General features: G+C 29.8%; 12 protein-coding genes, 3 tRNA genes and 3 rRNA genes (1 of these 18 only partly in view). 3 read left to right on the plus strand and 15 right to left on the minus strand.

The features are described 5' to 3' along the window. Nucleotides 1-20: 20 nt before the first annotated feature. The 8 genes from AC2A4K_RS15945 to AC2A4K_RS15980 form a co-directional block, all read right to left on the minus strand. Entirely contained in the window at nucleotides 21-191 is a 171-nt protein-coding gene (locus AC2A4K_RS15945) for a 4Fe-4S ferredoxin (protein WP_003452217.1), read from the minus strand. A 168-nt stretch (nucleotides 192-359) separates the two neighbouring features. Further along, nucleotides 360-1,265: a PSP1 domain-containing protein gene (locus AC2A4K_RS15950; RefSeq protein ID WP_322504954.1), complete on the minus strand. Its 906-nt coding sequence runs from the start codon at nucleotides 1,263-1,265 to the stop codon at nucleotides 360-362. Nucleotides 1,266-1,268: 3 nt separating this feature from the next. Continuing rightward, a complete protein-coding gene (locus AC2A4K_RS15955) occupies nucleotides 1,269-2,192 on the minus strand; it encodes a DNA polymerase III subunit delta' (RefSeq protein WP_322504953.1) in 924 nt (307 codons plus the stop codon). Between the two features lie 22 nt (nucleotides 2,193-2,214). Next, nucleotides 2,215-2,544: a cyclic-di-AMP receptor gene (locus AC2A4K_RS15960; RefSeq protein WP_322504952.1), complete on the minus strand. Its 330-nt coding sequence runs from the start codon at nucleotides 2,542-2,544 to the stop codon at nucleotides 2,215-2,217. A gap of 167 nt (nucleotides 2,545-2,711) precedes the next feature. After that, nucleotides 2,712-2,867, minus strand: a complete 156-nt coding sequence (locus tag AC2A4K_RS15965; protein WP_322504951.1) for a hypothetical protein — start codon at nucleotides 2,865-2,867, stop codon at nucleotides 2,712-2,714. Between the two features lie 15 nt (nucleotides 2,868-2,882). Continuing rightward, nucleotides 2,883-3,473 (minus strand): guanylate kinase, encoded by a 591-nt coding sequence (locus AC2A4K_RS15970; protein ID WP_322504950.1) that lies wholly within the window; start codon nucleotides 3,471-3,473, stop codon nucleotides 2,883-2,885. Between the two features lie 297 nt (nucleotides 3,474-3,770). Then, the gene (locus tag AC2A4K_RS15975; RefSeq protein WP_322504949.1) at nucleotides 3,771-5,201 is read right to left on the minus strand and encodes an aminotransferase class I/II-fold pyridoxal phosphate-dependent enzyme; all 1,431 of its coding nucleotides are present in this window, start codon (nucleotides 5,199-5,201) and stop codon (nucleotides 3,771-3,773) included. Between the two features lie 18 nt (nucleotides 5,202-5,219). After that, nucleotides 5,220-5,396, minus strand: coding sequence for a sigma factor G inhibitor Gin (locus AC2A4K_RS15980; RefSeq protein ID WP_322504948.1), 177 nt, complete (start codon nucleotides 5,394-5,396; stop codon nucleotides 5,220-5,222). Between the two features lie 153 nt (nucleotides 5,397-5,549). Between AC2A4K_RS15980 and AC2A4K_RS15985 the strand changes: the two genes are divergently transcribed. Beyond that, a complete protein-coding gene (locus AC2A4K_RS15985; RefSeq protein ID WP_322504947.1) occupies nucleotides 5,550-6,719 on the plus strand; it encodes a zinc-binding metallopeptidase family protein in 1,170 nt (389 codons plus the stop codon). A 31-nt stretch (nucleotides 6,720-6,750) separates the two neighbouring features. On the opposite strand, the gene AC2A4K_RS15990 is transcribed toward AC2A4K_RS15985, so the two are convergent. Further along, nucleotides 6,751-7,248: a DUF6106 family protein gene (locus AC2A4K_RS15990; RefSeq protein WP_322504946.1), complete on the minus strand. Its 498-nt coding sequence runs from the start codon at nucleotides 7,246-7,248 to the stop codon at nucleotides 6,751-6,753. A 275-nt stretch (nucleotides 7,249-7,523) separates the two neighbouring features. On the opposite strand from AC2A4K_RS15990, the gene AC2A4K_RS15995 reads away from it, so the two are divergent. After that, nucleotides 7,524-8,468: a magnesium transporter CorA family protein gene (locus tag AC2A4K_RS15995; RefSeq protein ID WP_322504945.1), complete on the plus strand. Its 945-nt coding sequence runs from the start codon at nucleotides 7,524-7,526 to the stop codon at nucleotides 8,466-8,468. 89 nt (nucleotides 8,469-8,557) lie between these two features. Further along, nucleotides 8,558-9,439 (plus strand): S66 peptidase family protein, encoded by an 882-nt coding sequence (locus AC2A4K_RS16000; protein ID WP_322504944.1) that lies wholly within the window; start codon nucleotides 8,558-8,560, stop codon nucleotides 9,437-9,439. 126 nt (nucleotides 9,440-9,565) lie between these two features. On the opposite strand, the gene AC2A4K_RS16005 is transcribed toward AC2A4K_RS16000, so the two are convergent. From AC2A4K_RS16005 to AC2A4K_RS16030, 6 genes are all read right to left on the minus strand, one after another. Then, a tRNA-Cys gene (locus AC2A4K_RS16005) sits at nucleotides 9,566-9,640 on the minus strand. Between the two features lie 4 nt (nucleotides 9,641-9,644). Beyond that, nucleotides 9,645-9,720 (minus strand) — tRNA-Phe (locus AC2A4K_RS16010). Nucleotides 9,721-10,504: 784 nt separating this feature from the next. Then, nucleotides 10,505-10,622, minus strand: a 5S ribosomal RNA gene (rrf, locus tag AC2A4K_RS16015). A gap of 2 nt (nucleotides 10,623-10,624) precedes the next feature. Continuing rightward, a tRNA-Asn gene (locus AC2A4K_RS16020) sits at nucleotides 10,625-10,699 on the minus strand. A gap of 6 nt (nucleotides 10,700-10,705) precedes the next feature. Then, nucleotides 10,706-10,823, minus strand: a 5S ribosomal RNA gene (gene rrf, locus AC2A4K_RS16025). Nucleotides 10,824-10,873: 50 nt separating this feature from the next. Continuing rightward, a 23S ribosomal RNA gene (locus tag AC2A4K_RS16030) occupies nucleotides 10,874-12,035 on the minus strand; it runs 1,742 nt beyond the window's last position.

Here is a 12,035-nt window from a genome sequence, read left to right on the forward strand (position 1 = left end):
GAAGATGATCTTTAATAATATTATTCTTGAACTGGTGCACCTACTGGACAAACATTAGCGCAGTTTCCGCAATCGATACAAGTATCTGCATCTATAACGAATTGAGTATCTCCTTGTGATATTGCGTCTACAGGACACTCAGCAGCGCATGCTCCACAGCTTACACATGTGTCTAATATTTTGTATGCCATAATAAAACACCTCCTAAAATGTTGGTATAAAAATACCATATTTATATTATCATATTTCTTTCAACTTTTAAAGTGTTTAATATCTCTTTTAAGCATATTTAGCTTATTCTAGTAAAATTAGAATTAATATGCTAAAGAATACCCCCATACCGTATAAGAAATATATTTTTAGTTGTCTTTTATTAGGTTTTTAATTAAAGCCTTATCAGCTTCATCAGTAATTTCTAATCTGATATTTGTATCCTCAACTTCATCTTCATAACTACCTGAAATTAATTTTACATCATACATTTTAAACTCTTGTATAAATTCTTCATTCTTTCTTGGTAATTTAACTCTTACTAATTCCTTTAAAATATTATTAGCTATTACTTCCCCTTTTCCAAGTTCAGTTTCAACTATTGAGCCAACTTTAGGAAGCTCTTTTCTAATTTCTTCATATGTGCTTTGTTCATAATTTAAACAACACATAAGTCTTCCGCAAATTCCTGAAATCTTAGTTGGATTTAATGATAAGTTCTGTTCCTTAGCCATCTTTATTGAAACAGAAGCAAAATCTCCTAGGAAAGTTGAACAACAAAGAGGTCTTCCACATGGTCCAAGTCCACCTATCATTTTAGCCTCGTCCCTAACCCCTATCTGTCTAAGCTCTATTCTTGTTTTAAATATTGTTGCTAAATCTTTTACTAATTCTCTAAAATCAACTCTACCTTCTGCAGTAAAATAGAATATAACCTTATTATTATCAAAAGTATATTCAACATCTATTAACTTCATTACTAAATTATGTTCTTCTATTTTATTTAAGCATATTTCAAAAGCTTCCGTCTCCTTAGCCTTATTTTCTTTATGCTTATTTATATCTTCCTCAGTAGCCAATCTTAATACTGATTTTAATGGTGCAACGATATCTTCTTCGCTAATTTTTCTTATACCAATTACACATTCTCCAAATTCAACACCTCTAGCAGTTTCAACAATTACGTTTTGACCCTTTTTTATTTCTATACCATTAGGTCCAAAGTAATATATTTTACCAGCTTTTTTAAATCTGACTCCTATTACTTCAATCATTTTTTATTCCTCCAATATACTAATCAGCATACTATCTAAAGTTAGCCATAAATTAGTATTACTTTTCAAATTATTTCTGGCCTCATTAACTACTTTTATTATCCTATTTAATTTATTATAGGATAGATTGTTAGCAATCTCTCTAATCTCATCTATCTTATCTCCATTTATAATGGATGAATTATTTTCTATTTCCTTAAATATAATTGAGTCCCTTGCAAAAATAGTTATAGCCTCTAATATTTCCTCTTCATTTCCCTTCATGCTATAAAATTTATCGGAATATTTTATAGGTACATCTATTTTTCCATGACCAATATCCTTTAACATTTCTATAACTGTATTTCTTATTTCTTTAAAAATATCATCATTCATGAATTTATCAACTCTTCCAGGTATGCCTTCACTAAAAGATATAAGAGTTCTATTTAATTCACTATCTATATCATTAAATTTTTTATTTATATATAAATTAATTTCCTCTTTGCTAAGAGGTGCTAATCTATGTATTTGACATCTAGATCTTATGGTTTCTAATATAGAATCAACGTTACTACTTAAAATTATTATAAAAATACCAGCAAGAGGTTCTTCTATGGTCTTTAATAAAGCATTCTGTGCTGCCACAGTAAGCTTTTCTCCATTATGAATTATTATAACCTTTTTATCACATTCGTAAGGTTTTTTATTTGCCTCTTCTATTATACTTCTTACTAAATCAACACCAAATGATGCTTTTTCAGATTTATAATGAACAATATCAACATGTTCTCTCTGCGATGGTATTCCTAAAATCTTATAAGCAAATTCATCTGCTAAAAGACTTTTTCCTATTCCATCCTCACCAATAATTAAATGAGCATGGGAAAGTGCATTTTTACTTACACTTTTATTAAATCTATCTCTAATTTTATTGTGACCTATCATTTATGCACTTCCCTTTCTACTTTTAAATCTTTATAAATTTATCTACATCAACAACAAAGATTGTGGCTCCTCCAACTTGAACTTCCATAGGATATGGTATATATACTGCTCCTGGTTCTGAAACAGTTGTAGGTCCACTTACAACGCCTTTTCTTGTCTCACATATATTTTTTATTATCTTTATTACGTCATCAACCTTTTCTTTTTGAACCCCAGATAAAAGTGTAGTATTACCTGACTTTAAAAAGCCACCAGTTGTAGCTAATTTAGTTACACTATAACCTTTCTCATTTAACGCATCAACTAAATCTAAAGCATCATCATCCTGTACTATAGATATTACCAATTTCATAACACGCCCTCCTTACCTTCTCTACCCTAATTTCAAAATTATGTTTTAAATAATTATATCATTATTTATTACTCTTAACCAAACCTTCTTAATGGTTTAATTTCATAACTTATATAATTTACTCTTTATTTAAAAATTTATATATTAAATATGAAAATTATCTGATTTTACTTTATACTTTTTATACCTAAAGCAGCTAAAATCGCTCCTACTACAGTAAATATTTTATTTACTCCATATGTATCAATACTTGAAACAGCTAAATATATTCCTATTAATATTATTAAAAATCCAACAAGAGTTAATTTTAATGCATTTTTCATATTTCCCACCCCATTTTATTTAGAAAGTTTTCTTATAACTTCTGATATGTCATTTATACACTTATTCAAGTCGTAATTATCATATTTCTTAATTATATTATTACTAATTAATTTATCTTCACTAAAATCTTCATTATCAGCTAAAAATCTTCTACACATCTCATTGTAATTAGGATTTTTTTGTTCTCTTTCTCTTTTTAAAGCTCTTTCTAACCTAATGCCATCATCTAAATTTATATATAGAGGAATAAGCTTTTCATCACTAAAATACTTTCTAAACTCAGAGTAAGCTTCTAAAGTCACAATAACTATATAATTGTTATTTTCTAAGTCTATTTGACCATCATCTATAGTCGAATAATACCATTTTCCATGCACAGTATCATAAACTCTACACTCTATTATTTTCCCCTCTTTATCAAAACTATCTAACTTTTTTTTATCTATAAAAAAATATTCCACACCATCTGTTTCATTATTTCTTTTAGGTCTAGTTGTATATGTAACTATAGTTTTTAGATTTAAATCTTCTATTTTATTTATTTCTTTTAAAATAGTGTCCTTACCTGAGCCACTTTTCCCCATTATGCAAAATATCTTACCCATAACTACTCCAATCTATATAAAACATTTAATTTTTCTAATTTATATCAAAGCTATTATATCAAATTCTATAATAACTCCTAATCTTAATCTTCTTAATCCACAGATTATTATATCAAATTATACAAGATTAAAGTTATTATATACATTAAAAAGGCTGTACCAAATTTTATAAATAAAATTGATACAACCTACTGAATCTTATCTAATATTCTTCATAATCATTTTGTAATCTTTAATATTTGACTATGTTTTAAAATCAACATTTACCCAAAACAGATCCTAATATTTTAATTACTTCTAATCTTGCTTTATAACTTTCACTTTATTATCCTTTATACCTATTAAATCTACCCTATTTTTTCTATACTCATTAATCAAATTAATATGCTTTTCCTCTATTATTTCTCCCATAACAAGCATAGGAACCCCTGGTGGATATGGAACTATACTTTCGGCTACTATTTTCCCTAGTGTTTTATCTATACTAATTCTCTCATATTCTGCATCTAATACCTCAAAAGGTTCTAAACTCTTTTTAGGTAAATCTGTTAAATAAAAATCTACTTCTTCATCTTCTAAGCATTTTATATCACATGACTTTAAAGCTTCTTCTAAAACTCTGAAGTCATCTTCTGTATTAAATGGTGATGGTATTAAAACAACATTCTTATTATCACTCATTTCACATTGTATTTTCTTGCTTCTTAAATAATCTAATAGTTTATTTCCATTTAAGTTTTTCTCTAGATTTATTACTATTCTACTTCTATCTATTTTAATATCATTTATCTTAATATTTTTTTCTAATCCATTAATTAAAAATTCTTTATCTAATATTTTAAAATATGATAAGTCCTTAACTAATTTCTTAAAATCATCTATTACTTTAAGTAATCTATCATAAGATTCTTCACCATATTCCTCTAAAAAATTCCTTGAGTAATCTAAACTCATCATGAACATATAAGAAGGACTAGTACTCATGAATACATTTTTATAAAACTCTATTTCCTCAATAAATCTTTCATCATTAACATGGATCCAAGCAGTTTGAGTTAAGCTTGGCAATGTTTTATGAGCACTCATCACCACCATATCAACTTTTAATTCTTGTACACTTTTTGGTAAAGATTTATTAAATCCAAAATGTGCACCATGAGCTGAATCTATAGCAATTTTCAAATTAGATTCTCTCGCTATTTTTACTGTTTCATCTATATTTACCCCAATTCCATAATAGTTAGGATATGTTAATATTATTCCTTTTAAATCTTTATTTAAATCTATTTGACTCTTTAAATGATTTAAATCTATTCCAACTGGTGCTTTTAATTTTGAATGAAATATATTGTTTATGAAAACCGGTTTTAGCTTTCTCATTATTATTCCATTCATAATGCTTTTGTGACAATTTCTTTCAACTAAAATTTTGTCCCCTTCTTTAAATAAAGAAAATATCATTATTAAATTTCCACAAGTACTTCCATTGACTAAAAAATAACTTTTCTTACTTTTATATAGATTAGAAAGTTTATCTTCAGCCTCCTTAATTATTCCTTCTGGATGTTGAAGGTTGTCTAATCCCTCAACCTCAGTTAAATCACCTTGTAAAAATATTTCTTCTAATCCCTTAAATCCTCTTCCCATCTTATGACCAGGCATTGAGAAAGGGATTATTTCTTCCTTTAAGTAACTTGATATTCCATTAATTATAGGAATATTTTTCAACGCTATCCTCTCCTCTATTTATCCTAATTTTTTCTTATAAATTTCTTCTTTTAATCTATTTTTATAAAACTCATAAAACTCGCTATTTACATCACAACTTATAGCTTTTTTCTCACATTCTGTGCATATTAATTTTCCTCGTATCATTATACCACAGCCTTCTTTTCCACAAATTATACAAATTGATTTACTCATAGATAACACTCCTTAAAATTCTGTTTTTCTATATTTTTTCCAAATAGTATTTTTCTATACATACTATGCTAGGAAAATATTTAAGTAAATAAAAATAAATATTTTTTTCATTGTAGCACAAACTAAAGTTATAAATATTTAGGAGGTTTTTCAATGAGACAGGAAGTTATTTCTTATTTATCTACAGAAAAAGAAGACTTATTTAATCTTTGCAAATTTCTACATGATAACCCTGAAGAAAGCTATAAAGAATATGATGCTTGTAAATATATATGTAATTTCCTAAGAGATAGAGATTTTAAAGTAACAGAAAGATTTTTAGATTTAGATACTGCTTTTTATGCTGAAAAAGGAAATGGATACCCTAAAATATGCTTTTTATGTGAATATGACGCTATTAAATCTAAATGTGGCCATATAACTGGTCATAATCTTCTTAGTACAATATCAATTACAAGTGCTCTAGGTCTAAGTAAAGTTATTGAAAAGTCTGGTGGAACCGTAGTGTTAATAGGATGCCCTGGAGAGTATTTAGGTGGAACTAAATCAACTTTTGTTAGACAAGGTATATTTGATGATATAGATGTAGTATTAACAGCTCATCCAGACATAACCACTTCTGAAAGTGGTACATCTAAAGCAATTATTCCCTTAAAAGTAACTTTCAAAGGACATGATGGATTAAGCTTTTTAGATTTTGATAGTTTTACCTCTTTAGATGGTACTATGTTAACTTTTAACGTAATAAACGCTTTATCTAAAGGATTTTGCAAAAAAGCTAACATACATGCTATTTTATCTCAAGGTGGTGTTACTCCGCTTTTAAGGCCTACTGAATCAGAAGGTAAACTATATATAAGAGCGGAGAATACAGAAACTGCAAAATGTATAGAAAAGAAAATTAGAAATATAGTTTCTTGTATTTCTGATACTATGAATTTAGAAGGTTGTGTTGAACTTTATGAACCTCCAAATGAGGAGCTTTTATCAAATCAAATATTAAATAGATTGTATAGCCATAACTTAAAAGAAAACGGAATAATAAATATAGGAAAACCAAGAGATATAGATGCAGGCCTTTCTCTAGGCACTGTAAGTCATAAAGTCCCTTGCATACATCCTTATGTGAACATAGTTGATAATATAAATATTAAATATGGAACTAAAGAATTTGCTGATGCAACAATATCAGGCTTTGCTCAAGAACAGGCACTCTCAGCTTCTTATGCACTTATTTCAACAGCTTTAGATCTTATAGAAAGTGATTTCTTACTTTCAGAGGTTAAAGAAACATTTAATCTATCTAAAGAAAATTTATATTAAAAAAAGAGAGCCTTAAAACTCTCTTTTTTTATTAACTAGCTATGTTCTTTTCTAATTTATTAACAAGCTCTTTGCTTGGCTTAAAATAGAATTTATGATATCTGTCATCCTTTTTATATATACAACAATAATGACCTGTTAAATCTAATAAACTACAAACATATTTCCTACAAGAAGAAGTTTTAAATTCTTTTTCTTTTTTAGAATCATCTTTTCCTAAGTAAACAATATTATTTATCTTAACATTTTCTAATGTTGATTGCTCATTAGATTTCATTTTATGAATCATTAGTTGATTAGCTACAATAGAGTATTTATAGCTTGTATTACATTTTCTATATTCTCTAAAGAATATAACTAATGTTAAAACTAAAAATATTGGATCTGTTATTGTTTCTGCTCTAAAAGATTCAAATTTAAAATTTCCCAAGAAATTCGATAGGCTTATAGCTAAACTCATACAAATTATACTAATTACAATAGCTACATCCCTTCTTTTTTTGACTATTTCCTTGTGCATAGTGCCCATTTAAAAATCCCCCGACTTTTAATATTATAAACAAAACACATTATACTAATTTTCATAAATTAATTCTACCTAGGTAAGGGCAAAATTTTATTAATTTTAATCTTAATTCTTCATATTTAAAGTTTATATCAATTGTATTGCTTGTACCTCATTATTTCTGTTGCTTTCTTGATTATATATAAATTATTTGTAAAAATTCTCTTGATTTTATCTTAAATAACTTGTTTAATGGTAATTGGAACATTAATATAACTTAATACTTTGGGAGGGATAAAATGATTCAGATATATAAATCTTTAAGTGAAAATGATGGGACTTTAAAGAAAATTGATTCCCTTGAACCAGGTTGTTGGATTAATATAATAGCACCTTCTCAAGAAGAGTTACTTCTTATTTCTAAAAAAACTGGAGTTCCTTTAGAATTTTTAAGAGCACCTTTAGATGATGAAGAAACTTCTCGTATAGAAATGGAAGGAGATTTTATATTAATAATAGTCGATATTCCTTTTACAGAAATGGAGGATAACTCCTTAACATATGATACTTATCCACTAGCAATAATTCATACTAAAAATGAATTAATTACTGTATGTTTAAAAAATAGTAAGGTATTAACCGACTTCTCTTCAAATAAAGTTCGTAATTTTTACTCTTTTAAAAAATCAAGATTTATTTTACAAATTCTAAATAGAGTTTCTACATATTATCTTTTGTACTTAAGACAAATTGATAAAAAGAGTATTATGATAGAAAAGCGACTTCATAAATCTATGAAAAACAGAGAGTTAGTTCAGTTGCACTCATTAAGTAAATCATTAGTATATTTTTCAACATCTTTAAAATCTAATGAAATAACATTAGAAAAGATGTTAAAGCTTGATGTTATTCAAAGATATGAAGAAGATAAAGATGTTTTAGAAGATGTAATAATAGAAAATAAACAGGCTATTGAAATGACTGAAATATATAGTAACATTTTAGGCAGTACTATGGACTTCTTTGCTTCTGTTATTTCTAATAATCTAAATATAGTAATGAAATTCTTAGCTTCAGTTACAATACTCATGTCAGTATTAACTGTTATTTCTGGTATATATGGAATGAACTTTGACTATATACCATTATTACACCATCCAAATGGATTTTTTATAGTTATGTCCCTATCTATAATACTTTGTGGTGTAATAGCATTTATATTATATAAAAAAGATATGTTTTAAATCACATGTAAACATAGAAAAATTTAAGCATATAATTAACTAAAAGAGTATTGAGAGCAATTTTGCTCTCTATTTTTTTAGGAGGTTTTATGATGAAATTTCAAAAACTCAAAATCGGAGATACTATCGGTGTTGTTTCTCCTGCCAGTGGAGATAACTATGATGTAATAAACTACAATATATCTTCATTTAAAAATCTAGGCTTTAAGATTAAAGAAGGAAAATATCTAAGAAAGAAAAATGATTACTTAGCTGCCTCAGATGAAGAGCGTGCTGAAGATTTAATGAGAATGTTTGAAGATAGAGATGTAAAAGCAATAGTAGCTTATAGAGGTGGTTATGGATGTATAAGAATGTTACCTTATTTAGATATTGGATTAATAAAGAAAAATCCTAAAATTTTATGTGGCTACAGCGATTTAACTCTTCTCTTAAACTATATATCACAAAAAACAGGATTAATAACATTTCATGGTCCAATGATAAATTCTAAAATCAACTCAGATGAATTAACTAAAAATAGTTTTCTATCAATGCTAACTGATGAAAATAATTTAATTAACATATCTACTAAAAATTTTAAGATAATAAATAAAGAATTGTTTAGAGGAACTCTTTGTGGAGGAAATTTAACAATGCTATGTAGTTCTCTCGGAACTCCTTATGAAATAAATACTAGAAATAAAATACTTATGATTGAGGATATAAATGAAGAAAACTATGCTATAGATAGATCTATGATGCAACTAAAGCTTTCTGGGAAGTTAGATTCATGTAGAGCTTTTTTAATAGGTTACTTTACACCTTATAATCCTAAAGCACTAGATACTATCATTTCAATATTATTACCTTATAATAAGCCAATAATATATAATATGCCTTTTGGACATGATTATCCTAATATAAGTCTACCTATTGGCTCTTCTATATTATTTGATCCAGCTAAAGAAAAACTAATAATAAAATACTAGTAAAATGAAAAAAGTGGATTTATCAAAGATAAATCCACTTAATCCTTAGTGTTTGGAATAAAATTTAGTGTGTATATGTAAATTTCTACAAAGCAAAAACCTCAGTAAAGTTACTGAGGTTTTTTATGGAGGCGCCACCCGGATTTGAACCGGGGAATAAAGGTTTTGCAGACCTCTGCCTTACCACTTGGCTATAGCGCCACACTGGTGGCTCGAGCAGGAATCGAACCAGCGACACGAGGATTTTCAGTCCTCTGCTCTACCGACTGAGCTATCGAGCCTTACCACCAAAGAGCAATTGCTCTTCACAAGTATTAATTATATAGATATATCTATACTATGTCAATATATTTTTTAAAAATTTTATATGTTTTTTTATAAAAATATATTTATTCTATTAATATCTACTAAAAAATACAATATCATATCAAAAAAACATCTATTTATAGACATATTATTAATTGTATTTAATAAAATACTTTTTTGGTAGTGAAAATCTACTTAGCTCAAAAGACACTTACTTATATTTTTATTATATTCTTATAGCCTAAATTTGTTCATTTAATTTGTTTTATTTAAATTAATTATATCCTGTTGATAAATTTATTTAAAAAGTTATCAACAGATAAAGTTAATTATATTTTATCAACAAAATTTTATTATAAATTTTAAATAACACTTTTAAAATTGAACCTATTTTATTTTTATATTGTCTTTCTTGATTTATTTCACTTTAATAAAGGCCTTTAAAGTATCCAATAAAAGTTTCAAATTAAACTAAAGATCCCTTACTATTATTTGTTTTTGAAAAAAGCTATAAAGCTATACTAGTTCTACTTTTCTTAAAGTTTGTTATATTAAATATCACATATTTTAAGACGAGTAATTAATTCTCTAAAAATTATCCACAATAATAATTTATTTTTTAATTTTTAAATTCTGTGGATAATTTTCAAAATAAAAATATCCACAGAAAAACTCAACTAAAAAAATCAAGGCTTTCATGTGGATATTTTAATAAATTACAAAATAAAAAAGCTTGAATTAAAATTCAAGCTTTATCTTACCTAGCGACCATCTACTCTCCCACACAGTCTCCCGTGCAGTACCATCGACCGTAAAAGGCTTAACCGTCGTGTTCGAAATGGGAACGGGTGTTACCCTTAAACGCATCATCACTAGATTTGGCTCCTCGAAGAGGACTCGAACCTCCAGCCTATCGGTTAACAGCCGAGTGCTCCACCATTGAGCTATCGAGGAATACTGACCTGGCGACCACCTACTCTCCCACACAGTCTCCCGTGCAGTACCATCGGCTTCTAAAGGCTTAACCGTCGTGTTCGGAATGGGAACGGGTGTTACCCTAAAGAACATCATCACCAGATTATTAGAAAGATTTTGTTCTTTCAAAATTGCACATAATTAATACTATATTTGGTCAAGCCCTCGATCTATTAGTATCGGTCAGCTGAACATGTTACCATGCTTACACCCCCGACCTATCAACCTTGTGTTCTTCAAGGGATCTTACTAGCTTACGCTATGGGAAATCTCATCTTGAGGTTGGCTTCACGCTTAGATGCTTTCAGCGTTTATCCATTCCCGACTTAGCTACCCAGCTGTGCTCTTGGCAGAACAACTGGTACACCAGAGGTCAGTCCATCCCGGTCCTCTCGTACTAAGGACAGCTCCTCTCAAATTTCCTACGCCCGCGACGGATAGGGACCGAACTGTCTCACGACGTTCTGAACCCAGCTCGCGTGCCGCTTTAATGGGCGAACAGCCCAACCCTTGGGACCTACTTCAGCCCCAGGATGCGACGAGCCGACATCGAGGTGCCAAACCTCCCCGTCGATGTGGACTCTTGGGGGAGATCAGCCTGTTATCCCCGAGGTAGCTTTTATCCGTTGAGCGATGGCCCTCCCACGAGGTACCACCGGATCACTAAGCCCGACTTTCGTCCCTGCTCCACTTGTGGGTGTCGCAGTCAGGCTCCCTTCTGCCTTTGCACTCTACGAACGATTTCCGACCGTTCTGAGGGAACCTTTGGGCGCCTCCGTTACTTTTTAGGAGGCGACCGCCCCAGTCAAACTGCCCACCTAACAATGTCCTGTGACCAGATTCATGGCCGCCAGTTAGAATTTCAGTACTGTCAGGGTGGTATCCCAAGGATGACTCCACCAAGGCTGACGCCCTGATTTCCTAGTCTCCCACCTATCCTGTACAGACAATACCAAAACTCAATGCTAAGCTACAGTAAAGCTCTACGGGGTCTTTCCGTCCAATCGCGGGTAGCGAGCATCTTCACTCGCACTACAACTTCGCCGGATTTACAGTTGAGACAGTGCCCAAGTCATTACGCCATTCGTGCGGGTCAGAACTTACCTGACAAGGAATTTCGCTACCTTAGGACCGTTATAGTTACGGCCGCCGTTTACTGGGGCTTAAGTTCACACCTTCGCTTGCGCTAAGTGTTCCCCTTAACCTTCCAGCACCGGGCAGGCGTCAGCCCCTATACATCAGCTTACGCTTTAGCAGAGACCTGTGTTTTTGCTAAACAGTTGCTTGGGCCTATTCTCTGCGGCCTACTCTCGTA

The sequence above is a fragment of the Clostridium sp. LIBA-8841 genome, assembly GCF_057782475.1.